Raw genomic sequence first — 24,369 nt, forward strand, 5'->3', positions numbered from 1 at the left:
TTTTCGGAGAGCTATTGTTCCACGCCACCCCGCGTAGTGGGGCTCACGCCGGCGCCGTACCTTTCACTTTTACTTTTCGCACCTAAATTGGTATGACGTCGACGGCGGTTCGGGTACCCGCGACGACCTGCGGAGGAGAAGAAGATGAATCGGTCGTTCTTTACCGGGCCGCTCGCCCGCGTACGCGTAGCGCTGCTTGCCGTCGGCGTCATGCTGTCGCCCTTTGCGCTCGGGCTGGACAACGGCCAGGCCGAGCGCCCGGACGGCGCGCCGACCAGCTTCACCGAGGGAAACCGCCCGCACCAGGCCGCGACCGGATTTCGCGAGGGGGTCGTGGCGGTATCGCACCCGCTGGCCGCGGAAGTCGGCGCCCGAGTGCTGGCCGAAGGCGGCAACGCGATCGATGCCGCTGCGGCGATCCAGTTCGCCCTCAACGTCGTCGAGCCGCAATTCTCCGGCATCGGCGGCGGCGGCTTCATGCTGGTGCACCTCGCCGGCAAGGACAGCACCTTCATCGTCGACTCGCGCGAAAAGGCGCCGGCCGCGGCGACGCCCGACATGTTCCTCGGCCAGTCGTTCGCGAACGCCTCGACCAGCGGGCACTCGGTGGGTGTGCCGGGCACGCTGCAAGGGGTCGAGCACGCGCTGAAACAGTGGGGGACGCGGACGCTCGCGGACACGCTCGCGCCCGCGATCCGCCTCGCCGAAGACGGGTTTGCGATCAACCGCTTCCTCGCGGAAAGCACCGGCAACGTCCGCGTCACCTTCCAGCCGGAAACCCGGGCCGTCTTCCGCCTGCCCAACGGCGAGCCGCTGCCCGAAGGGCACAGGCTGATGCAGCCCGATCTCGCGAAAACCTTCCGGCTGATCGCCGAGCGAAGCGTACGCGAGTTCTACGAAGGGGACATCGCGCAGCGGATCGTGGAGGCGCAACAGCGCTCCCGGCTCGGCGCTGCCGGCGTCGGCCGCATGACGCTCGCCGATCTCGCGTCCTACGACGTCGAAGTGCGCCAACCGGTCGAAGGTGACTACCGCGGATATACGGTCAAGTCGATGCCGCCCCCGTCCTCCGGCGGCCTGTCCGTGATCATGATGCTGAAGCTTCTCGAGCCTTTTCCGTTGGGCAGCGGCGACGAGAGCTGGGGTTTCGGCGGCAGGCACACGATGCACGCGATGATCGAGGCGATGCGTCTGACCTATGCCGATCGCGCGGTGTGGATGGGCGACGACGACTATGTCCCGGTGCCGGTGCGGGGTCTGCTATCCGAATGCTTCCTCGCGGCGCGGCGCACGCTCATCGACGTAGAAGTCCGTATGACGACGCCGGAGCCTGCCGACCCGCGCCCGTGCGAAGCGGGCTCCGCCAACGGCGAGCCCGCCCGAGCCCTCGCGCCGCTCGAAGAGGAAAAGGGCGCCCACACGACTCATTTTTCCGTCATCGACCGCTGGGGCAACATCGTCAGCTACACGACCACGATCGAGAACACTTGGGGCACCGGCATCATGGTTCCCGGCTACGGCTTCCTGCTCAACAACGAGCTGACCGATTTCAACTTCACGCCGCAATACGACGCGGCGACCGGCAATCCCGGAGCGAACGACGTCGCGCCCTACAAACGGCCGCGCTCGTCGATGGCGCCGACGATCATCTTCCGCGACGGCGAACCGCTCGTCGCGTACGGTTCGCCGGGCGGCGCGACGATCATCAACACCATCCTCAACACCACGCTCAACCTGATCGACCACGGAATGGACCTCCAGCGCGCGATCGACGCGCCCCGTCTGTCCGTCACCTCGCCCGCCGGCGCGGTGAGCTGCGAAACGGGCTTTCCGCAGAGCACCCTCAACTACCTCGCCGCCCTCGGCCATCTCGTTCCCCGGGAAACAGGCACGCCCACCTGCAACGCATCGATCGGCTCGGTTCAGGCCGTCCTGACCGACTTGCGGACCGGGCTGCAGTACGGCGGCGCCGACAATCGCCGCGAAGGCACGGCCCTCGGGCTACGGCGTCCGCCGCAGTAGGTAGCGAATCATGGCGTCCGCCGCGTGCGAGTCGCGACGAGCAGCAAAATATTCTTGTCGCGCGAAAGGCCGCTACGTTTGGCGCGGGCCCAGTCCGCGCACAAAAAACAAAAAGGCCCCGTCGGAACAGGGCCTCATTTTGCAGATTGGCGGAGAGGGCGGGATTCGAACCCGCGTCAGGGTATTACCCTGAACACGCTTTCCAGGCGTGCGACTTAAACCACTCATCCACCTCTCCGTGGAAGCCGCGCATTGTAGCAGAAAGGGTCGATCGCGAAAGCCCCGGCTTCTGCTGCGGCTTGCCCTCCCCGCGCTGCCGCCGCGGGCGGTGCGGCGCAGACCTCCCCGTCGATTCTCGCGCCATGTCCGCCCGGCAGGACCGCTGCGGGAGTCAGGCTCCCGGCGCCGACGGTCCGGAGGGTAGCCGCGGGTAGCGGACGAAGTCGACGAGGTCCTGGATCTCCTGCGGGGGCGGCTTCGTGAGGAGGCTGACGGCGACGATCGTCGCGAATCCGAGCGGAACGCCGAACACGCCGCTCGAGATCGGGTTGATGCCGAACCACGCCTGCTCCATCGATCCGCCAAAGAACGAGTGGGTGCGCACCGCGTAATAGACGGTGACGGCGAGACCGATCAGCATCCCCGCCACCGCGCCCGGCCGGTTCGCGCGCTTCCAGAAGATCCCGAGCACGAGTGCGGGGAAAAACGCCGCGGCGGCGATCGAGAACGCGAGACCGACCATGAACAGGATGTTGTCGGGTCGCATCGACGCGACCCACGCGGCGACGACGGCGACGACGAGCAGTTGGGATTTCGAGATCAGCAGCCGGCGTTGCGTGGAGGCGCTCGGATTGACGACCTTGTAGTAGAAGTCGTGCGACAACGCGTTCGAGATCGTCAGCAGCAGTCCGTCCGCGGTCGACAGCGCGGCCGCGAGCCCGCCGGCGGCGACGAGGCCGGAGACGACGTACGGCAGCCCGGCGATTTCGGGCGTCGCGAGCAGGATGACGTCGGTGTTGAGGCTCAGTTCGGCCAGCTGCAGGAAGCCGTCGCTGTTGATGTCCTCGATCGAGACCATGCCGACCTTGCCCCAGGACGCGACCCAGTCGGGAAGATAGGAAAGGCTCGAGCCGATGACGTTGTTGTACACCTCCCATTTCGCGAACACCGCGTAGGCCGGCGCGGTGACGTAGAGCAGGAAGATGAAGAACAGCGACCAGAACACCGACTTGCGCGCCTCGACGACGGTCGGCGTCGTGTAGTAGCGCACGAGGATGTGCGGCAGCGCGGCAGTGCCGACCATCAGGACGAACACGAGGGTCAGGAAATTGTTCCGCGCGTCACGCCGCGCTTCGGGCGTCACGCCAGGATGCGCCTCGGCGTGCCGCGGCGGTGCGCGGGAGCGCTCCATCGCCGCGACGCGGGCGTGCTCCCACGCTTCCCTCGCCTGGCGCGGCGTTTTCGGCAGATCACGCAGCGCACGCTCCAGATGTGCGATGTCGCGCGCCGGCGCATTGCCGAGTCGCAGGTCGTTGAGGCGCTCGATCAGGATGCGCCGTTCCGCGTCGAGCGAATCGGGGAGCGCCGCGATCTTCCGCTCGTATTCGAGTGCGCGCTGGCCGAACAACGCGCGCACCTGGACTTCCCGCGGCTCGACGAAAAGTTCCGATTCCTTCTTCGACAGCTTGTCGAGCACGCTGCCGTAGACGGCGGGCGGGACCGGCACGCCGGTGACCTTATACGACAGGATCACGACCGGAACGAGGTACGCAAAGATCAGGATCACGTACTGCGCGACCTGCGTCCAAGTGACCGCGCGCATGCCGCCGAGGAACGAGCACACGAGGATGCCGGCGAGGCCGACGAAGAGCCCGATCTCGAACTCGACGCTGACGAAGCGGCTCGTGATCAGGCCGACACCGTAGATCTGCGCGACCAGATAGACGAAGCTCGCGAGCACGGTCGCACCGAGGCCGACGAGCCGCGCGACGTTCCCCTCGTAGCGCGCACCGAGGAAATCCGGAATCGTGTATTGCCCGAACTTGCGCAGATACGGCGCGAGCAGCAGCGCGACGAGGACAAAACCGCCGGTCCAGCCGGTCACGAACGCGAGGCCTTCGAAGCCGGCGAAATACAGCGTACCGGCGAGACCGATGTACGACGCGGCGCTCATCCAGTCGGCCGCGGTCGCCATACCGTTGAAGACCGCCGGCACGCGGCGCCCGGCGACGTAGTACTCCGACACGTCCGAGGTGCGGCTCATCACTCCAATGCCGGCGTAGATCGCGATGGTCGCGAACAGAAAGATGTGGCCGATCACCCCCGCGGAGAGGCCTAGGTGCTCGCCGATCGCGAGCAGCCCGACGAAGATGATGAAGCCGACCGTGTACCACGAGTAATAGCGGCGCAGGCGGCGGGAGAACAGCGCGGGGGTCGTCATTTCATCGATTTCTCGGTCACGCGGTCGCCCGAGAAACGCCGCCCGTCGAAGGCGCGGCCGGTCTCAATAATTCACCCGTGCGTAGTAAGACTTCTCGGCCGCGTGCCGGGCGTCGCGCAGCGTGCGGATGCCCTTTTCGGCGAGCAGCGGGATCAGCTTCAGGAACACTTCGGCGGTGACGGTCGCATCGCCGAGCGCGGTGTGCCGCCCCTGGATGGGGACGTTCAGCCGTTCGGCGATCGCCTCGAGCCGGTGCGACTCCTGGTTCGGATGGATCACCGCCGACAGCAGCAAGGTGTCGAGCACCGGCTGGTCGAAGCGGATGCCGGTGAGGTTCTCCTTCAGTTGCAGGAAGCGCATGTCGAACGCGGCATTGTGCGCGATCAGCACCGTGTCGGCCGCGAACGCATGAAAGGCGGGCAGCACTTTCGCGATCGGCGGCTGCCCGGACAACATGTCGGGCGTGATGCCGTGGATGCGGATCGACTCCTCGGGCAGATCCCGCCGCGGATCGATGAGTTGCTCGAACGACTCCTGACGCCGCAGCTTGCCATTGACGATCCGCGTCGCCCCGATCTGGATGATCTCGTCTCCGTTCGACGGGTTGAGCCCGGTCGTCTCGGTGTCGAACACGGTGTAAGCGAGCTCGGAGAGCAGGCGCTCGTCGAGCGCCCGGGACTTCTCCGACCAATTGAAAAGGTCGAAATCGTAGTACTCGGGCCGCCCCTCGCCTTCAGCCGGGACCGGCGCCTCGGCTACCGCCTGCGGCACGGCGGCGGGGAGCAGGATGCGGAAGAACGCGCGGTGCCGGACCTTCTCGCGCTCGAGCCACATCTCGCCGTCATGGCGCTCGATGACGTCGCGCACCGTCAACGGGCTGGTGTCGTCGCCGATGTGCATCGGCTCCAGCTCCCAGCTCATCACGGTTTCGGTGCTCATCGCCTGGCCGGACCAGATCAGGTCCAGATGCACGAGCCGTCCCGCGCCGGTCAGCCGAAAGCGCACCTCGCGCACTTCGAACTCGTCCGACAGGCGGTTCGCAAGATAGGTAAGCGCCTGCATCAGCGAGAAGCTGTCGACTTTCACCCACAGCGATTCGTCGACGTCCTCGAGCTTCGTCGGCAGCCTCACGACCTGTTCGATGCGGCGCTGCGCGGCGGCAATCAGGTCGGCGCCGAGCATTTCCTCGAGTGGCCAGCGCGCCTTCAGCGAGTCGGCGAACTCGTTCGCGGTGCGGTCGAGCCTGGCGCTCATCGCGGCGACGTCGTCGCGGATCACCTTGCGGAACCGCGCGCGCAATTCGTCCTGCAAGTCCGGGTATTCGAGCATCTCCGCCGCGGCGCGGACATTCGCAAGGGCGGCACGATTGCCCTCGGTAAGCGAATGCAGCATCTGGTCGCGGCGCGACTCGGTTTCGAACGTGCGGGTGATGTTGTCCAGCATCAGGATGAAGCCGGTGACGCTGCGCTCACCATCCCCCTCCTGGCCGACCGACAGCACGGGCGCCATCTGCACGCGCAGCAATTGGCCAGCGCGCGTCGTCGTCACGAAGTTCGCGACCGCCTGGGTTTTGCTGCGCTGCAGGCGTTGTTCGATCGTCTCCAGCGCGTGCGTGATCAGGTTGCGCTCGAACACGCCATAGATCGACCGGCCGAGTCCGATCAGTTCGCCGCCGTCGGCGACACCCGGTGCGTCCGACAGCGCGCGGAACTGCGTCCGTGCCCGATGGTTGTAGAGCAGGATGCGCCCGTCGAGGTTGCAAACGACGACGCTTTGCGTGAGTTCGGACATCAGGGCGGCAAGGCGGTTTTTCTCCTCCTCCACCGAGTGCTTCGCGCGCGCGATTTGCGCCTCGACGTCCTGCAGCAGCGCGTCCCGCTGCTCGGCGAGCGCGTTGGCGTGACGGGCGAGCGCGCGCACTTCCGGTGGACCGCTCTCCTGGACGCGGAACTCCCGGTTCGCGACCAGCATCAGGCTCAGGTTCTCCGCCATCCGCAGCAAACCCTGCACGTACTGGCGAAACAGATTGCGCACGATCGCAACCCCGACCGCGAAACCGAGCAAGGTCATCAGTGCGCCGAGCGGCAAGTGCGGTGCGACAGCCTCGATCAGCAGCGCGCGGGTCGGCCCCTTGGCCTCGAGCCACACGAGCAGCGCGGTGACGACGAATGGCCCGGTCATCAGCAGACCGAGCACGATCACCGCGAGCACGAAACGGGTGCGAGCGACCATCGATCAGGCGGCGGCCAGCATGTTGCGGACGCGCTCCACGAGCTCCTTCGTCGAAAACGGCTTCGTCATGTAGCCGTCGGCACCGAGCGCCAGCCCCTTCGCCACTTCCGTATCGCGCCCCTTCGCCGTCAACATGAGGATCCGGACCCCCTGCAGCCGCGGATCGGACTTGACTTCCTGGCACACCTCGAAGCCGCTCTTCTTCGGCATCATCACGTCGAGCAGCACGAGGTCGGGCTGTTCCGAACGGATCATCGCGACCGCTTCCTCGCCGTCGTTCGCGATCGAAACCGCATACCCTTCCCGTTTCATCAGGAACTCGAGCGAAATGACGATGTTTTGCTCATCGTCGGCGATCAGTATTTTTTTGCTCATGCTTTCCCCTCTCCCCCGACATTCTAAGTCATCGGGTGGCCGTCATAGGCGCCGCGTGTCGGCCGTCGGGAGCGGCAGAACGAAGGAAAACGTCGCGCCCGCGCCGGGCGTCGAGCTCACCCACAAGCGGCCGCCGAAATGTTCGACGATCTGGCGGCTGATCGGCAGACCGAGGCCCGTTCCCTGCGGTCGCGAACGCTCGTCGCCGCCCTGGCGGAACTTCTCGAAGATCACCGCATGAAGCGCGGCGTCGATGCCGGGGCCGTTGTCGGTCACGTCGACGCGCGCCTGCGCCGCATCCCGGCTGAGTACGACCTTCACCCGTCCCCCTTCGACGGGAACGAACTTCGCCGCGTTCGCGAGCAGGTTCAGCAAGACCTGGACGAGGCGGTCGTGGTCCGCCAGCACGTGGGGCGCCTCGGCGGGGAGCACGAGCTCGACCGTCGCGCCCCGGTCCTGGAAGAGCTGCGCCGTCGTCTCCACCGCGTGCTCGACGAGCGCCCGCAGGTCGATATCGGTGTTGTGCCATTCCGCATGGCCCGATTCGATCTTCGCGAGATCGAGAACCTGGTTGACGAGCCGCGTCAGCCGCTCAGTTTCGGACACGATGATGCCGAGGAAGCGGGAGCGGTCGGCGAGGTCGATCTTCGGATCATCGAGCAGCATTTCGGAGAACGCGCGGATCGACGTCAGCGGCGTGCGCAATTCATGCGAGACCGACGACATGAAGTCGTCCTTGAGGCGGTCGAGCTCGGTCAGGCGTTCGTTCGCCGCGCGCAGCTCCGCGGTCGCCGCTTCGAGCGCGCGCGACTTTTCCTCGAGCTCGTGCGAATACGCGCGGACCTGCGACGCTTCATCGAGGATGTTCATGACTTCGTCGAGCCCGAGCGGCTCTTCCTGCGCGACGGACGCGACCATCACCCGCGCCGATGCGCTGCCGATCGCGCCGGCGAGCTGCGTTTCGGCGAACTGCACGAGGCCGGCGTCGGCTTTCAGGTCTTCGACGCGCGCGACGCCGCGCTCGCGCGCGAACTCGGCGAAGGCGCGCTCGGCGCGCGCCGCGCCGAGGAAACGCGCGACGAGCGGCAGCAGGTCGCTGACTTCGGCCGATCCGCGCCAGAACGCCGCCGGCGCCGTACGGCCGCGCCGGAAGACATCGACGAACAACGTCGCCTGACTCGCCTCCTGCCCCGTCGGTTCGCGCAGCAGCGAGACGAAGACATAACAGCCGATGTTCGCCGCCAGGCTCCAGAACAGTGCATGGGTGATGTTGTCGAGGCCGGCGAGGCCGAAAAGCTGTTCGGGCTTCAGCAGCGCGAGGCCGAAGAGGCCATGTTCGACAAAGGCTGCGTCGAGCCAGCCGGATTTCGCGACCGACGGCAGCATCAGCGTGTAAGCCCAGACGACGAAGCCGGCGATCAGCCCGGCGAGCGCGCCCAGGCGTGTGCCGCCGCGCCAGTACATGCCGCCAAGCATTGCCGGCGCGAATTGCGCGACCGCCGCGAAGCTGATCAAGCCGATGCTCGCGAGCGCGTAGGCTTCGCCGGCGAGGCGGAAATACAGGTAGCCGAGCAGCAGCACGCCGATGATCGCACCGCGGCGGATGCCTAGCAGCAGTCCGGTGAGATCGGGATGCGCGCGACGGGTGAACCAGCGGCTGTGGAGCAGCACCGGCATCACGAGGTCGTTGCAGACCATCGTCGATACCGCGATCGTCTCGACGATGACCATGCCGGTCGCGGCGGACAATCCGCCGACGAACGCGAGCAGCGCGAGTCCCGTCTGCCCCTGAGCGAGCGGCAGCGACAGCACGAAGGTGTCGGGGTCCACGGCGCCGCGACCGAAATACAACAACCCGCCGAGCGCGATCGGCAGCACGAAGACATTGATCAGCAGCAGATACGCCGGGAAGAGCCAGGTCGCGTGGCGCAGGTGCTGCTCGTTCACGTTCTCGACGACGGTGACCTGGAACTGGCGCGGCAGGAAGATCACCGACAGCATCGCGAGCAGCGTCAGCGCGAACCAGCCGCCGTAGCCGGCGCTGCTCGCGCTGCCGATGCCGAGCAGCCCGGCGAGATCCGGGTCGGCGGACGCGCGCGCGAACACGTCGCCGAAGCCGCCGTACACGCCCCAGGTGACGAACGCGCCGACGACGAGGAAGGCGACGAGCTTGACCACCGACTCGAAGGCGATCGCGGCGACCATGCCTTCATGCCGCTCGGTCGCGTCGAGGTGGCGCGTGCCGAACAGCACGGTGAACACCGCCAGCGTCAATGCGACGTACAGCGTGCCGTCCTGCAACCAGTTGTCCGTCTGCATCGGGAAGAAGCGCTCGTCGCGCTCGCCGGTCAGCACCGCGTAACCGCTGGATACCGCCTTCAGCTGCAGCGCGATGTACGGCACCATGCCGATCACCGCGATGATGGTGACGAGGCCGCCGAGGAGATGGCTCTTGCCGTAGCGGCTGGCGATGAAGTCGGCGATCGACGTGATGCGGTAGGTCTTCGCGATGCGGATCATCTTCAGCAACACGACCCACGAAAGCGTCATCGCGAGCGTCGGCCCGAGGTAGATCGGCAGGAACCATACGCCCCCCGATGCCGCGCGCCCGACGCTGCCGAAGTAGGTCCACGCGGTGCAATAGACCGCCATCGACAGCGCGTAGGTCCACGGATTCGCGATCACCGAGCGCCCCATTTCGGCACGCCGGTCGGCGAAATACGCGACGGCGAACAGCAGCAGCAGGTACGCGAACGAAACGCCGACGACGAGCGGGCCGCTCAGCATCGGACTACCTCAGCGTGCGCCACGTTCGACGATCCACGCGACGACGGCGAGCAGCGCGGCCCAGGTCCCGAACAGGAACAGCCACAGCATCGGCATCCCGAACCAGCGTTCGGCCCGGTCGAACAACGACAGCACCGGATAGTTGAACAGCAGCGCACCCGTCAGAAACACGGCGACCAGTCGCTGCGCGGCAAGTCCCTTGCGCATCGCGCGCTCCGAGGATGACAGGGGAAAGAATTATAGCCGTCCGCCGCGCCCGTCCTGCGCGCCCGCCCCATCAGGGACGTACACGAAAAAAAGAAGGCGCACTCGCGTGCGCCTTCTCCTCCTCCCGTCTGCCGGCCAAAGCCGTGCCTCGCTCCGTTTGTACTGCTCGGGGCCGGAACCTCTGCGGGCTCCGTACCCCGGAAGGGGTCAGCTCGCCGGCTGGCCGAGCTGGTCCAGGATCGCCGGATTCTCGAGGGTCGACGTGTCCTGGGTGATCTCCTCCCCCTTCGCCAGCTGGCGCAGCAGCCGGCGCATGATCTTGCCCGAGCGGGTCTTCGGCAGGTTCTCGCCGAAGCGGATGTCCTTGGGCTTCGCGATCGGCCCGATCTCCCGACCGACCCAGTTCTGCAGCTCCTTGATGACGGCCTTCGCTTCCTCGCCGGTCGGGCGGTCGCCCTTCAGCACGACGAACGCGACGACCGCCTCGCCGGTGACGTCGTCGGGGCGACCGACGACGGCCGCCTCGGCGACCTTCTCGTGCGCGACGAGCGCCGACTCGATCTCCATCGTGCCCATGCGGTGGCCGGAGACGTTCAGCACGTCGTCGATGCGGCCGGTGATCGTGAAGTAGCCGCTGTCCTTGTCGCGGATCGCCCCGTCGCCGGCGAGATACAGCTTGCCTTTGAAGTCGTCCGGGTAGTACGACTTCTTGAAGCGCTCGGGGTCGCCCCAGATCGTGCGGATCATCGACGGCCACGGACGCTTGACGACGAGAATGCCGCCCTGGCCGTTCGGCACCTCGGTACCGGTTTCATCGACGACCGCGGCGATGATGCCCGGGAACGGCAGCGTGCAGGAGCCCGGCACCAGCGGCGTCGCGCCCGGCAGCGGCGTGATCATGTGCGCGCCGGTTTCGGTCTGCCAGAAGGTATCGACGATCGGGCAGCGGCCGCCGCCGACGTTCTCGTAATACCATTCCCACGCCGCCGGGTTGATCGGCTCGCCGACCGAACCGAGGAGGCGCAGCGACGACAGGTCGTACTTCTTCGGATGCACGTCCGGGTTGTTTTCCGCGGCCTTGATCAGCGAGCGGATCGCGGTCGGCGCGGTGTAGAACACCGTGACCTTGTGGTCCTGGATCATCTTCCAGAAGCGGCCGGCGTCCGGGTAGGTTGGCACGCCCTCGAACACGATCTCCGTCGTGCCGCAGGCGAGCGGGCCGTAGGTGATGAAAGTGTGGCCGGTGACCCAGCCGATGTCGGCGGTGCACCAGAAGACGTCATTCGGCTTGATGTCGAAGGTGTACTTCATCGACATGATCGCGTGCAGCAGGTAGCCGCCCGTCGAATGCTGAACGCCTTTCGGCTTGCCGGTCGAACCGGACGTGTAAAGCAGGAACAGCGGATGCTCGGCGTCGACCCATTCCGGCTCGCAGGTCTCGGACTGGTTCGCGCAGACGTCGTGGAACCACTGGTCGCGGCCCTGCTCCATCGCGGTCGCGGCACCGGTGCGCTTGACGACGATGACGTTCTTGATCGATTCGCAGCCGCCCATCGCCAGCGCTTCGTCGGCGATCGGCTTCAGCGGCAGCGCCTTGCCGCCGCGGTGCTGGCCGTCGGCGGTGATCAGCGCGACGGCGCCGGCGTCGTTGATGCGGTCGCGCAGCGCCTGCGCCGAGAAGCCGCCGAACACGATCGAGTGGGTCGCGCCGATGCGGGCGCAGGCCTGCATCGCGACGACGCCTTCGATCGACATCGGCAGGTAGATGACGACGCGGTCGCCCTTCTTCACGCCCATGCCGCGCAGCGCGTTTCCGAACTTGCTGACGCGCGCCAGCAGATCCTTGTAGGTAACGCGGGTGACTTCGCCGTTGTCGGCTTCGAAGATGATCGCGACCTTGTCGCCGAGGCCGTTATTGACGTTGCGGTCGAGGCAGTTGTAAGAGACGTTGAGCTGGCCGTCGGCGAACCACTTGAAGAACGGCGCGTTGCTTTCGTCGAGAACTTGCGTGAAGGGCTTCTTCCATTCGACCAGTTCCCGGGCATTGCGCGCCCAGAAGCCCTCGTAGTCGTCTTCCGCTTCCTTGCACAGCGCGCGGTAGGCATCCATCCCGGACACCGCGGCGTTCTTGACCATCTCTTCCGACGGCATGTACATGCGGCTTTGCTGTTGCTCGTTCGACATACTGACCTCTCCTCATCTGTTCTGAATTGAAGCTGCCCGTCGCGGGCGGCCGGTTGGTTCCAGCCTGTTTTTTCGTTCGCGAACGGGTTCGCGATCTGGGTGTGCATTAAAGGATAGCTATCTTACGCACGACTTACACCGGCCCTTGCAGCACCGCGAGGACGGAGGAAGGGCCGTGCGACCGACCCCGCGGGGCAGCGGCCGCCGGCATCGGCTGCTAGAATTGCGTCCCATTGTTTCCGCCCAACCTTGGAGAAGCCCCATGACCGTGATTCGCGAAGAAGACCTGATTCAGTCCGTCGCGGATGCCTTCCAGTACATCAGCTGCTACCACCCGCTCGACTACATCAAGGCTCTGGGCGAAGCGTGGGAGCGCGAGGAAAACCCGGCGGCCAAGGACGCGATCGCGCAGATCCTGACGAACTCGCGCATGTGCGCCGAAGGCCATCGCCCCATCTGCCAGGACACGGGCATCGCGGTGGTGTTCCTCAAGGTCGGCATGAACGTGCAGTGGGACGTCAGGATGAGCGTCCAGGAGATGGTCAACGAGGGCGTGCGCCGCGCGTACACCAACGCCGACAACAAGCTGCGCGCCTCGGTGCTGCTCGACCCGGCCGGCAAGCGCCAGAACAGCAAGGACAACACGCCGGCCGTCGTGCATTACGAGATCGTCCCCGGCGACCACGTCGAAGTGACCTGTGCGGCCAAGGGCGGCGGCTCGGAGAACAAATCGAAGTTCTACGCGCTGAATCCGTCCGACTCGATCGTCGACTGGGTGCTGAAGACCGTGCCGACGATGGGCGCCGGCTGGTGCCCGCCGGGCATCCTCGGCATCGGCATCGGCGGCACGCCCGAGAAGGCGATGCTGCTGGCGAAGGAGTCGCTGATGGCGCCGGTCGACATCCACGAGCTGCGTGCGAAAGCCGCGTCGGGCGCTGCGCTTTCGCGCGTCGAGGAACTGCGCCTCGAGCTGATGGACAAGGTCAATGCGCTCGGCATCGGCGCGCAGGGCCTCGGCGGCCTCACCACCGTGCTCGACGTCAAGATCCTCGACTACCCGACGCACGCGGCGAGCCTGCCGGTCGCGATGATCCCGAACTGCGCCGCGACGCGCCACGTGCATTTCGAGCTCGACGGCTCCGGCCCGGCGAAGCTCGAGCCGCCGAAGCTCGAGGACTGGCCGGACGTCACGTGGCAGGCCGACACGAAGGTCGCGACGCGCGTGAATCTCGACACGCTGACGAAGGAAGAAGTCGCGTCGTGGAAGCCCGGCCAGGTGCTGCTCCTGAACGGCAAGATGCTGACCGGCCGCGACGCCGCGCACAAGCGCATCCAGGACATGCTCGCGAAGGGCGAGAAGCTGCCGGTCGACTTCACGAACCGCGTGATCTATTACGTCGGCCCGGTCGACCCGGTGCGCGACGAAGTCGTCGGCCCCGCCGGCCCGACCACCGCGACGCGGATGGACAAGTTCACCCGCATGATGCTCGAACAGACCGGCCTGATCTCGATGGTCGGCAAGGCCGAGCGCGGCCCGACGGCGATCGACGCGATCCGCGACAACAAGTCGGCCTACCTGATGGCGGTCGGCGGCGCAGCCTACCTCGTCGCGAAGGCGATCAAGAGCGCGAAGGTCGTCGGCTTCGCGGACCTCGGCATGGAAGCGATCTACGAGTTCGACGTGCAGGACATGCCGGTTACCGTCGCGGTCGATTCGACCGGCACGAGCGTGCATGAGACCGGCCCGAAGGAGTGGCAGGCGAAGATCGGCGGGATTCCGGTCGCCGTCGCCTGACGCGTCCCCGCTGTATCGCGAGAGCCCGACCGGGAAGCTGGTCGGGCTCTTCTTTTTCGTGCGCACTACAGCCGAAACCTTGAGCGCACGCGCCGGCGCCAAGACGCAGTATCGCCGAGGGAGACATCCCGCTCATGTATCGGACAGATGCGTGAATCGGTTCAACATGCGGAAACAAAGTCCGCCGAATACTTGCTTGATCCTCGCACTGCGCAAACCTAGGCTCGATCGATGTGGGAATTATTCCCGCCACTGATCGAGGAGAACGCAGTGAAGAAAACCGTATGGATCAGGACGCCGCTTTGCGCGACCGCTGCCCTGTTCGTGGCACTGAACGGAACTCCCGCACGCGCGGCGGACGCCGGCGAATCGACGACCCCGGAGGTCGAGCTGCGCGACGGCGGAACCGTCGACGACGCGCAGGCGGTCACCGCGCCGCCCGCCATTGCCGCAGATGACGCGGCCCGTCCCGACCCCAGGGCCGACGACGGCGAAACGCACGGAGCCGCGCCGGCCCGCAGCCTCGAAACCACCGTCGCTGCGGACGGCGCGACGACGGTCACGCGGGAACTCGAACTGAACGCGACCGGCGCCGCTCCATCGCGCACGCGCACGACGAGCGCGACGTTCGCCGCCGACGGCGGCCTGCGCGAAAGATCGAGCACCGATACCCGCAGCAATGCGGACGGAGTGATCGTTCGGGAGAAGACCGCGAGCATGGAGCTCGTCGACGGCGCCGTTGTCCGCGTCCGCAGCGACGTGCGGCGCGACGATGCCGGCGACGTCATCCGCGAAAGCGAGCGCACGTCGCCGGTCGACCGCGCGAGCGCCGAGCGTCCCGTCCGAGTCGAAAAGCCCGACCGTCCGGACAATGTCGAGCGCCCGGAGAAGGTCGAACGCCCGGAAAGAGTTGAACGGCCCGAGAAGGTCGAACGTCCCGAGAAGGTCGAGCGACCCGAGAAGATCGAGCGACCCGAAAGAGTCGAACGGCCCGAGAAGATCGAACGGGTCGAGAGAGTCGAGCGGCCGGAGAAGATCGAGCGGATCGAGCGTCCCGAGAAGGTCGAACGCCCCGAAAAGATCGAACGTCCCGAGCGCGCCGGCCGCGGTTAGCCGACTTATCGGGTTAGGGTGTCGGCGAACGAAGTGCGCGCGATCGTGGAATTCTTCACGGTGCGGCGATAGTATGCAGATTGCGACCGAAAGGATTCCCACGAATGCATTCGCCGACCCCACCCGCATCACTGCTTCAGGCGCTCCGGCGCGTGATGCGGCCGTTGGTGCGCCTGATGCTCAGGAAGGGCGTGACGTACACGTACTTCTCCGACATGGTGAAGGGCGTCTTCGTCGAGGTCGCAGCCGCGGAGTTCCGGCTCGACGACAAGCCGCCGACCGACAGCCGGATCAGCCTGATCACGGGCGTCCATCGCAAGGACGTGCGCCGCCTGCGCGACGGCGCCCCCGACCTCGCCGGTGAGCTGCCGGAAGCGCTCACGCTCGGCGCCCATCTCGTCAGCATCTGGATGAACCGCGCGCCGTTCTGCGACAGCCCGGGGCGTCCGGCGCCGCTGCCCCGCCTCGCCAGCGTCGGCGGCGAGCAGTCGTTCGACACGCTGGTCGCCAGCGCGAGCAAGGACATCCGTGCCCGCGTCGTACTCGACGAGTGGCTGCGCCTCGGCGTGGTGCGGATGGACGACCAGGACCGCGTGCATCTGCAGACGAGAGCGTTCGTCCCGCAGAAAGGCTTCGACGAAAAGGCCGCCTATTTCGGTCACAACATCCACGACCACGCCTGCGCGGCAGTCCATAACCTGACCGTCGACGGCCCGCCCTTTTTCGAACGCAGCGTCCATTACGACAGCCTTTCGCCCACCGGCGTCGAGGAGATCCGCGCGGTGGTCGCGAGCGAAGGGATGGAAGCGCTGATGCGCTTCAACGAGCTCGCGTCCGCGCTCGAAGCCCGCGACGCCGCGGCGCCGACCGAGCGTCGGCGCGTCACGATCGGGCTTTTCTTCTACACGGAACCGACGACCGAGCCGTCCGCGACGGGGAGCGGCTGATGGTCCGCGCCCTCTTGCCCCGCCGCCTTGTCCGCGCGCTTCATCGCCTCGGGTTGTCGCTGGTGCTCGGGCTCGCTGCGCCCGCCGCGCTCGCCGCTGCGCCCGTGTGCGTCGAGGCGAATCCGAACGGCGGTGCCGGGACGCCGCTCGACGGCGGTGTCGGCGGCACCGGCCGCGGACTCGACATCGGCGGCATCGGCGGGACTGGCCGTGCGCTCCAGACGCCGGCGCGGGAAGGAGCTTCGACGGTTTTAGGCCGCCGCGCGTCCGATGCGGCCGGACAGACGCCGGCAGCGACGGAACCGGCAGCACCGACGCGGCTCAGTCGACTGGACGGCGGGGTCGGCGGAACGGGCCAGGCCGCGTACGGTGGCGTCGGCGGAACGGGAGACGCCGCGTACGGTGGCGTCGGCGGGACGGGAGCCCCGGGCAGCGAAGGTGGAATCGGCGGAACGGGAATCGTCGGCACGATCACCGGCTTCGCGTCCGTTTGCGTGAGCGGCGTTGAAGTGCATTACGACGAAGCAGTGCCGCTCGCGGAAAACGGCGTGCGCGCTGACGTCGCGCGGCTCGCGGTCGGCCAGGTCGTCGCGATCGAGGCCGGCCGTTCGGCGCGCGGCTTCGAAGCGCGCAGCGTCGATATCCTGCACGCCTACGAAGGGCCGCTGACGCAGGCGCCCACCTCGGGCTCGCTGCGCGTGATGGGTCAAACCGTGCGGCTCGCGCCGGGCGCCCGCGTCGACGATGGCTTGCGCGAGGGCGACAACGTGCGCGTCAGCGGTCTGCGCGATGCGAAGGGCGAAGTCGTCGCGACGCGCATCGAGCGCGCCGCCGGGCTCGCGTCGTCCAGCGCAGTCGGCACGCTCGGGCAAAGCCGGTCGCTGCAGGGACTCGCTCTCGCCGGCAGCGACCCGAAGCTGTCGAAAGCCCGCGGAAGCGTCGTCCTCGTGCGCGGCCGCTGGACCGGTTCGGCGCTCGACGTCGCAAGCCTTCGGCCGAATCCGGACCTTCCGTTCGCGGGCCGCGTCCGCGATGCGATCGTCGAAGGTCTCGTCGTGCAGCGACGGGGCAACAGGCTCGCGGTCGGCGGGTTTTCGGTGACGCTCGCGCCCGGTGCACGCTTTACCGGCGGGCAGGCGCTGGATCTCGCGTCGGATCGCCGCGTGCGCATCACCGGCACGTTCGTGGGCAAGCGCGGACTGACGGCGACACGCGTCGAGTTCGTTTCCGACCGCTTCGATCGGGGAAGGGCCGCAGACCCGCGCGATCTCGGCGGCAGCGATGCGGACGAGAGCACCACCGGTGACGACAAGGCCGCGCAGGACGGCTCCTCGCGGCGTGGCGCGTCCCGCACCAGCAATGTTTCCGACAGCGGACCGGGCGGAGGGAAGGGCGCGCCGCAGGAGCGAAAGGGATCGGCCGGGAATGACAAGTCCGGCCACGACGCTGCCGACATGGGGCGCGGCCGCGGCAACTCGGGCGAAGCTGCCGACAGGACCGGACAACCGGACCGCCAGGTCCGGCCCGGACAAGGGGAGCGCCCGGAGAAGATCGAGCGCGTCGACAAGGTCGAGCGGTCGGAAAAGGTCGCGCGGCCCGAGAAGGCCGAGCGGCCCGAGAAAGTCGAGCGGCCCGAGAAAGTCGAGCGCCCCGAGAAGGTCGAGCGCCCCGAGAAGGTCGAACGGCCCGAAAAAGTGGAGCGGCCGGAAAAGGTGGAGCGGCCGGAGAAAGTGGAGCGGCCGGAGAAAGTGGAGCGCCCCGAGAGAGTCGAGCGCCCGGAAAAGATCGAGCGGCCCGGGCGCAGCCAGGCGCCGGCAGAGTCCGAAAAAATCGCGCTGCAACAATCGGGGAGACGCATATGAAGAAGATCGGACCACTGCCTGCCGCCCTTCTCGCCGCGCTCGCGCTGCCAGCCGCGGCCGGCGAATTCAGCGCGTCCGTGGGGATGGACTACTCCAGCGGAGACTACGGCACGAACGAAACCAGCGAGACGTGGTACGTGCCGGTGGTCGGCAAGTACGAGGACGGGCGGCTCGGACTGAAGCTGACGGTCCCGTACCTGCGTATCACGAATCCGTCCGTCGGACCGGACGGCGAACCGCTGCCCTGCGGCAATGCGAGGTCGCCGAGCCGCAAGACCGAAAGCGGGCTCGGCGACGTCGTCGGCGCCGCGAGCTACGCACTGCTCGACGGCACCGAGGGCGGCGTCCTGCTCGACGTCGTCGGCAAGGTGAAACTGCCGACCGCCGACGAGGACAAGTGCCTCGGCACCGGCAAGACGGATTACTCCTTGCAGTTCGACGCGGCCAAGGCGTTCGGCGGCGTGACGGGCTTCGGCACGCTCGGCTGGAAGAAGTTCGGCGATCCATCGGGCGCGCACTTCCGCGACCCGATCTTCGGCTCGGTCGGACTCGCGACGAAGCTCGCACCTGCGACGACCGTCGGGGCCGCCTACGACTGGCGCCAGAAGGTCACGTCGCGGGGCGATGAAATCAGCGAGATGTCGCTCTTCGTCAGCCACACCCTCGACCCCGCGTGGAAACTGCAGTTCTACGCAGTGAAGGGCTTCTCCGACGCCAGCCCCGACTGGGGAAGCGGCCTCATCTTCAGCCGCCGCTATTGAGCGTCGCCGGCCCCATCCGGGCCGGGCGGGGGGCGGCTTCGGCCCCCGCCCATTCATGACTGCGATCTTCGCGGGCTCGGCCCACCGGGTCCACCTGCAATCAAATACCCACACCGAATGCGCGGACATCCTCCGTAAGTCGGGAATACCCGCGCATGCCAACAGCAGCGGACGGGCCTCGCGCTCGCGGCACCGGCGCCGCGAGCGATTCGGACATCATGCGAAAACCCTTGAAACCACAAGGGAAATCGTCTATCAGCGGTGCCGGCCGGCATTTCCTCGAAATTGATTCAAATCATGGAGCCCCCTGTATGCGCTCCTCAGAATGCCCCTAACCTTCGGGTTATCCATCAACTACTCGGACGCATGACAAAACAATGAGGGGAAAACCATGAGCGGCACCTTCACAAAGGCGATGGCTCGCAACATCTTCTACGGCGGGACGGTATTTTTCTTCCTGCTGTTGCTGGCCTTGACTTTCGATACCACGAGCGGACTGCACAAGACCGACAACAGCGCGAACCTGACGCCGCAAGTCGCGGCCGGCAAGCACGTCTGGGAGACACGCAACTGCATCGGCTGCCACACGCTGCTCGGCGAAGGCGCCTATTTCGCACCGGAACTCGGCAACGTCTATCCCCGCCGCGGCCCGGATTTCATCAAGGCGTGGATCAAGTCCCAGCCGACCGGCGCCCCGGGACGACGTCAGATGCCGCAGTTCAACCTGACGGACAAGGAGCTCGACGACCTCGTCGCCTTCCTTAAGTACGCCTCCGAAATCAACGCCCAGAAATGGCCTCCCAACATCGAGGGTTGAGCGCAGCGCATCGATAATCTCAAGGGGATAACGAACCATGAAATACACATCTCAATCGGTCGCGCTGCCATATTTCGTAGCGGCGATCGGTCTCTTCGTCGGCCAGATCGTGTTCGGCCTGGCGATGGGCCTGCAGTACGTCGTCGGGGACTTCCTGTTCCCGGAAATCCCGTTCAACGTCGCGCGGATGGTCCACACCAACCTGCTGATCGTGTGGCTGCTGTTCGGCTTCATGGGCGCGGCGTACTACCTGATCCCGGAAGAAACCGAAACCGAGCTGTATAGCCCGGCGCTCGCGAAGCTGATGTTCTGGATCTTCCTGGTCGCCGGCGCAGCGACGATCCTCGGCTACCTGCTCGTCGACTACAACACGCTCGCCGCGTACACCGGGAACAACATCCTCGCGACGATGGGACGGGAGTTTCTCGAACAGCCGCTGCTGACCAAGATCGGCATCGTCGTCGTCGCACTGGCCTTCCTCTTCAACATCAGCATGACGATGTTGAAGGGCCGCAAGACGGTGATCAGCATCGTCATGCTGCTCGGCCTGTGGGGTCTCGCGATCTTCTTCCTGTTCTCGTTCTACAACCCGGCTAACCTGGTGAAGGACAAGTTCTACTGGTGGTGGGTCGTGCACCTGTGGGTCGAAGGCGTCTGGGAACTGATCATGGCCGCGATGCTCGCCTTCGTGCTGATCAAGGTCACCGGCGTCGACCGTGAAGTGATCGAGAAGTGGCTGTACGTCATCATCACGCTGGCGCTCGTCACCGGCCTGATCGGTACCGGCCACCATTACTTCTGGATCGGCACGCCGGGTTACTGGCAGTGGTGGGGTTCGGTGTTCTCGGCGCTGGAACCGATTCCGTTCTTCGCGATGACCGTCTTCGCGTTCAACATGGTGAACCGCCGCCGCCGCGAGCATCCGAACAAGGCTGCCGTGCTGTGGGCGCTCGGTACCGGCGTGATGGCCTTCCTCGGCGCCGGCGTGTGGGGCTTCCTGCACACGCTCGCCCCGGTGAACTTCTACACGCACGGTTCGCAGATCACCGCCGCGCACGGTCACATGGCGTTCTATGGCGCCTACGTGCTGGTCGTGCTGACGATCATCAGCTACGCGATGCCGCTGCTGCGCGGTCGTGCGGCGAACAGTCAGCGTGCCCAGGTGTGCGAGATGTGGGCGTTCTGGCTGATGACGATCTCGATGGTCTTCATCACGTTGTTCCTCACCGCGGCCGGCATCCTGCAAGTGTGGCTGCAGCGCGTCTCCGACACGCCGATGCCCTTCATGCAGGTGCAGGACCAGATCTCGCTGTTCTACTGGATGCGCCTGTGGGCCGGCGTCGTGTTCGCGGCGGGCCTGGTGACCTACCTGGCGAGCTTCTTCGTGAAAGGCGAAAGCAAGCCGCTGATCACCCCCTGAGCTTGCGCTTCACGCTGATTTAAAAGGGATTGCGGGGCGGCGTTTGCCGCCCCGTTTTTTTTGGCGGAAGCGGGAATCCTTCTCGTTACACATCCGCCCCCTCAATTAACCAGAATCAAGGTTAGGGCCTCCCCCCGTTCGTAGACTGGACTCATGGAAACCTGCTACGACAATCCGATGACAACCTCAGCCTCCGCCGCCACCCTGCCGGCCCCGGTCGGACGCCGCCTCCCGGGCGACCTCGCGATCTGGTTCTTCATCCTCGCCGAACTGCTCGCATTCGGTGTGTTCTTCCTCGCCTACGCCTTTACCCGCGCGAACCACGTCGAACTGTTCAACGCTGAACAGCTCACGCTCGATCGCACGTCGGGCGCGATCAACACGGTGCTGCTACTGACGTCGAGCTTCCTCGTCGTGCGTGCGGTGCAGATCGCCGAGTCGGGCCGCAGTCGCGCCGCGGCGCCGTGGCTCGCCGGTGCGTTCGCCTGCGGCGCCGGCTTCGTTGTCGTCAAGGTCTTCGAATACTCAGCCAAACTCGGCGCGGGCATCACGCTGTCGTCGAGCACCTTCTACATGTTCTATCTGTCGCTGACGTTCTTCCACTTCATGCACGTGATCCTCGGCATGGTGATCATCGCAGCGATGTGGAACGGCGCCCGCGCCGGGCGTTACGGGCCGGACAACATGAACGGCATCGAGACCGGCGCGGCCTACTGGCACATGGTCGATCTCGTGTGGCTGATCCTGTTCCCGCTGATCTACGTGATGCGCTAAGAGGTACCGAAATGGAAAACGCCACCATCGCACAACACGACTCGTCGCACGGCACTCCGCGCCGCGCCGCGATCATCTGGATCGTCCTGCTTCTCGCGACCGCGACGACCTGGACCATCGGCGAGCGCCTCGACGCCGGGCCGATGGTCGCCGGTCTGCTGTTCACGATCGCTTTCGGCAAGGGCTCGCTGATCATCCTCGACTACATGGCGCTGCGACGCGCGCCGCTACTGTGGCCGCTCGTCACGCTCGGCTGGATGCTCGTCGTCTGCTCGGTGATCGGACTGGCATACTGGAAAGGACTCGCGACATGAAAATGGAAACGCTTCCGATGGATATCCCGTTTTACGAGCCGGCGGGCGACGAGGTCAGCGTCTTCGAGCACGCCTGGAAGAACCGCCTGCCGCTGCTGATCAAGGGACCGACCGGCTGTGGCAAGACGCGCTTCGTCGCGCACATGGCCGCGAAGCTGAAGCTGCCGCTCTACACGGTTGCCTGCCACGACGACCTCACCGCCGCGGACCTCGTCGGCCGCCACCTGATCGGCGACGGCCAGACGGTATGGTGCGACGGTCCGCTGACCCGCGCCGTGCGCGAAGGCGGCATCTGCTATCTCGACGAAGTCGTCGAGGCGCGCAAGGACACCACCGTCGTGCTGCACCCGCTCGCCGACGACCGCCGCATCCTGCCGATCGACCGCACCGGCGAAATCCTGTCGGCGCCGCCGTCCTTCATGCTCGTCGTGTCGTACAACCCGGGCTACCAGAACCTGCTGAAAGGCATGAAGCCATCGACGCGCCAGCGCTTCGTCAGCCTGCGTTTCGATTTCCCGGCGAACGCGCGCGAAGAGTCGATCCTGATCGGCGAATCCGGCTGCGCGCCCGACCTCGCGAAGCGTCTCGTGTCGATCGCGCATGCGCTGCGCACGCTGAAGGACCAGGATCTCGAGGAAGCGGCGAGCACGCGCCTGCTCGTCTACGCGGCGATCCTCGTTCGCGACGGCATGGACCCGGTCACTGCCTGCCGTGCGGCGATCGTCGAGAGCCTGACCGACGACCCCGAAGTCGCCGAAGCGCTGATGGAAGTCGTGTCGGCGACATTCGGGCGCTGAGGAAGCGCTTTTTCGCGGTCCGCTTCGACTGGCAGGAGGCCCTGCGATGCCCGTTCCGGAACCCGATCTGCTGAAGGACGAGATGCCCGGACCGCGGCTTGCGGTCACGGCCGAAGCGCTGTTTCTCGCCAACCTGATGATCATTCCGGGCATCGCCTTCGCCATGCTCGTCGTGCTCTGGTGGCGCCACCGCGAAGGGGACGCGCTGGCACGCAATCACCTGCGGCAGACGGTCGCGGCGAGCCTGTGGGGCGGCACGTTGCTCGTCGGGGTCACCATCGCCGTGCTCCTGCTCGGTGGCTTCATGAACCCGTGGTCGTGGGTCGTCAGCGTGATCTATTTCGTCTGCTTCCACGCGATGCTGATCCTGTTCGGCGTCATCGGCCTGAACCGCGCGATGCTCGCCCGCCCCTACCGCTTTCCGGTCATCGGACCGAAGCTTGTCGACTGAATCATGAACGCTCCCCAGCTCCAGCCTCTGTCGCCCGCCGTCCCGCCGCTGTCGGCCGCTGCCGACGAGTTGCGAACGCGCAAGCCGCCCCGCCGCGTCATCCCAATCGCGCAGGCAAAGCCGCTTGGCCACAACCGTACGCAGAAGAAGCGCATCGCGTTTCAGGCTGCGTTCTTCACGCTGTTCATCCTCGCACCGGTGTTCGACCTCTTCCGCTACGACCTCGACGCGGGCCATGCATGGCTGCTCGGCATGGAATGGCGGCTCGGGCTCGACGACTTCGTCGCCGGGCGCATCGGCGCGCTCGAAGCCGGCTGGAACGTGATGTTCCGTCTCTTCGTGCCGATCTTCATCGGCGCGGGCGTGTTCCTGTGGGTGTCGTGGAAGTGGGGGCGCCTGTACTGCGGCTGGCTGTGCCCGCATTTCTCGGTCGTCGAGACGATCAACAAGTTGATGCAGAAGGCGTCAGGCAAGCCGAGCGTATGGGTCAAGGAGCCGCTGCCGCCATGGAAGGCCGACGGCACGCCGTGGCGCCCCGACGCGCGCTGGTGGCTCGTCGTCGTTCCCGCCGCGGTGTTCTTCGCGTTCCTGTGGGCGATGGTATTCCTGAGCTATCTGCTGCCGCCCACCGAGATCTACGGCAACCTCTTCGGTGGCGAATTCACGCGCAACCAGACGATCTTCCTATCGGCCGCGACGACGGTCCTGACGATGGAATTCCTGTTCGCGCGCCACCTCTTCTGTCGCTATGCGTGCGCGGTCGGACTGTTCCAGAGCCTCGCGTGGATGGGCAACCGCAATGCGATGGTCGTCGGCTTCCAGAGAAAGCGTGCGGTCGACTGCGCCAGCTGCCTGCCCGACCGGCAGTCGGCGTGCGACTCGGTGTGCCCGATGCGGCTGACGCCGCGCAACATCAAGCGCCTGATGTTCACCTGCACGCAATGCGCGCAATGCGTCGAAGCCTGCGAACAGAGCCAGCGCGACAACCCGCAGGGCCCGCTGCTGCAGTGGGTCGTCGGTGAGGCGGCACGCCAGAACGAGGCCGGATTCCGTTCCGGCAAGGAGCGCTAG

The 24,369-nt window shown here is 66.3% G+C and carries 19 protein-coding genes and 1 tRNA gene; 13 read left to right on the plus strand and 7 right to left on the minus strand.

What is annotated here, in order from left to right; genetic code table 11:
- Positions 1-144: 144 nt before the first annotated feature.
- A complete protein-coding gene (ggt, locus tag ROZ37_RS17825) occupies positions 145-2,022 on the plus strand; it encodes a gamma-glutamyltransferase (protein WP_312661365.1) in 1,878 nt (625 codons plus the stop codon).
- 147 nt (positions 2,023-2,169) lie between these two features.
- On the opposite strand, the gene ROZ37_RS17830 is transcribed toward ggt, so the two are convergent.
- The 7 genes from ROZ37_RS17830 to acs form a co-directional block, all read right to left on the minus strand.
- A tRNA-Ser gene (locus ROZ37_RS17830) sits at positions 2,170-2,260 on the minus strand.
- 153 nt (positions 2,261-2,413) lie between these two features.
- Complete coding sequence (locus ROZ37_RS17835) at positions 2,414-4,462, minus strand: sodium:solute symporter family protein (RefSeq protein ID WP_312661366.1); 2,049 nt, start codon at positions 4,460-4,462, stop codon at positions 2,414-2,416.
- A 63-nt stretch (positions 4,463-4,525) separates the two neighbouring features.
- Positions 4,526-6,694 carry an exonuclease domain-containing protein gene (locus ROZ37_RS17840; protein ID WP_312661367.1) on the minus strand — a complete coding sequence of 723 codons (2,169 nt, stop codon included), beginning with the start codon at positions 6,692-6,694 and terminating at the stop codon, positions 4,526-4,528.
- Between the two features lie 3 nt (positions 6,695-6,697).
- Positions 6,698-7,069 (minus strand): response regulator, encoded by a 372-nt coding sequence (locus ROZ37_RS17845; protein WP_312661369.1) that lies wholly within the window; start codon positions 7,067-7,069, stop codon positions 6,698-6,700.
- 42 nt (positions 7,070-7,111) lie between these two features.
- Positions 7,112-9,856: a sensor histidine kinase gene (locus ROZ37_RS17850; RefSeq protein WP_312661370.1), complete on the minus strand. Its 2,745-nt coding sequence runs from the start codon at positions 9,854-9,856 to the stop codon at positions 7,112-7,114.
- Positions 9,857-9,865: 9 nt separating this feature from the next.
- Positions 9,866-10,063: a hypothetical protein gene (locus ROZ37_RS17855; RefSeq protein ID WP_312661372.1), complete on the minus strand. Its 198-nt coding sequence runs from the start codon at positions 10,061-10,063 to the stop codon at positions 9,866-9,868.
- 207 nt (positions 10,064-10,270) lie between these two features.
- On the minus strand, positions 10,271-12,247 hold the full coding sequence (gene acs, locus ROZ37_RS17860) for an acetate--CoA ligase (protein ID WP_312661373.1): 1,977 nt from the start codon (positions 12,245-12,247) through the stop codon (positions 10,271-10,273).
- A 262-nt stretch (positions 12,248-12,509) separates the two neighbouring features.
- On the opposite strand from acs, the gene ROZ37_RS17865 reads away from it, so the two are divergent.
- From ROZ37_RS17865 to ROZ37_RS17920, 12 genes are all read left to right on the plus strand, one after another.
- Complete coding sequence (locus tag ROZ37_RS17865) at positions 12,510-14,042, plus strand: fumarate hydratase (RefSeq protein ID WP_312661375.1); 1,533 nt, start codon at positions 12,510-12,512, stop codon at positions 14,040-14,042.
- A 270-nt stretch (positions 14,043-14,312) separates the two neighbouring features.
- A complete protein-coding gene (locus tag ROZ37_RS17870) occupies positions 14,313-15,155 on the plus strand; it encodes a hypothetical protein (protein ID WP_312661377.1) in 843 nt (280 codons plus the stop codon).
- A gap of 104 nt (positions 15,156-15,259) precedes the next feature.
- On the plus strand, positions 15,260-16,102 hold the full coding sequence (locus ROZ37_RS17875; protein ID WP_312661378.1) for a DUF6502 family protein: 843 nt from the start codon (positions 15,260-15,262) through the stop codon (positions 16,100-16,102).
- Entirely contained in the window at positions 16,102-17,964 is a 1,863-nt protein-coding gene (locus tag ROZ37_RS17880) for a DUF5666 domain-containing protein (RefSeq protein WP_312661379.1), read from the plus strand. Before ROZ37_RS17875 ends, ROZ37_RS17880 begins: the two co-directional genes overlap by 1 nt.
- Positions 17,961-18,725, plus strand: coding sequence for a hypothetical protein (locus tag ROZ37_RS17885; protein WP_312661380.1), 765 nt, complete (start codon positions 17,961-17,963; stop codon positions 18,723-18,725). Before ROZ37_RS17880 ends, ROZ37_RS17885 begins: the two co-directional genes overlap by 4 nt.
- Positions 18,726-19,116: 391 nt before the next feature.
- Positions 19,117-19,542 carry a cytochrome c gene (locus tag ROZ37_RS17890; protein ID WP_312661382.1) on the plus strand — a complete coding sequence of 142 codons (426 nt, stop codon included), beginning with the start codon at positions 19,117-19,119 and terminating at the stop codon, positions 19,540-19,542.
- A 37-nt stretch (positions 19,543-19,579) separates the two neighbouring features.
- Positions 19,580-20,962 carry a cbb3-type cytochrome c oxidase subunit I gene (locus tag ROZ37_RS17895; RefSeq protein ID WP_312661384.1) on the plus strand — a complete coding sequence of 461 codons (1,383 nt, stop codon included), beginning with the start codon at positions 19,580-19,582 and terminating at the stop codon, positions 20,960-20,962.
- 177 nt (positions 20,963-21,139) lie between these two features.
- Positions 21,140-21,736: a cytochrome c oxidase subunit 3 family protein gene (locus ROZ37_RS17900; RefSeq protein WP_312661386.1), complete on the plus strand. Its 597-nt coding sequence runs from the start codon at positions 21,140-21,142 to the stop codon at positions 21,734-21,736.
- 11 nt (positions 21,737-21,747) lie between these two features.
- Positions 21,748-22,050: a cytochrome C oxidase subunit IV family protein gene (locus tag ROZ37_RS17905; protein WP_312661388.1), complete on the plus strand. Its 303-nt coding sequence runs from the start codon at positions 21,748-21,750 to the stop codon at positions 22,048-22,050.
- Positions 22,047-22,847, plus strand: coding sequence for a CbbQ/NirQ/NorQ/GpvN family protein (locus tag ROZ37_RS17910; protein ID WP_312661389.1), 801 nt, complete (start codon positions 22,047-22,049; stop codon positions 22,845-22,847). The genes ROZ37_RS17905 and ROZ37_RS17910 overlap by 4 nt, the downstream gene beginning before the upstream one ends.
- 46 nt (positions 22,848-22,893) lie before the next feature.
- Positions 22,894-23,298, plus strand: a complete 405-nt coding sequence (locus tag ROZ37_RS17915) for a hypothetical protein (protein ID WP_312661390.1) — start codon at positions 22,894-22,896, stop codon at positions 23,296-23,298.
- A 3-nt stretch (positions 23,299-23,301) separates the two neighbouring features.
- The gene (locus ROZ37_RS17920; protein ID WP_312661391.1) at positions 23,302-24,369 is read left to right on the plus strand and encodes a 4Fe-4S binding protein; all 1,068 of its coding nucleotides are present in this window, start codon (positions 23,302-23,304) and stop codon (positions 24,367-24,369) included.

It is taken from the genome of Aromatoleum sp. (assembly GCF_032027225.1).
In the GTDB taxonomy this organism is placed as follows: Bacteria; Pseudomonadota; Gammaproteobacteria; order Burkholderiales; family Rhodocyclaceae; genus Aromatoleum.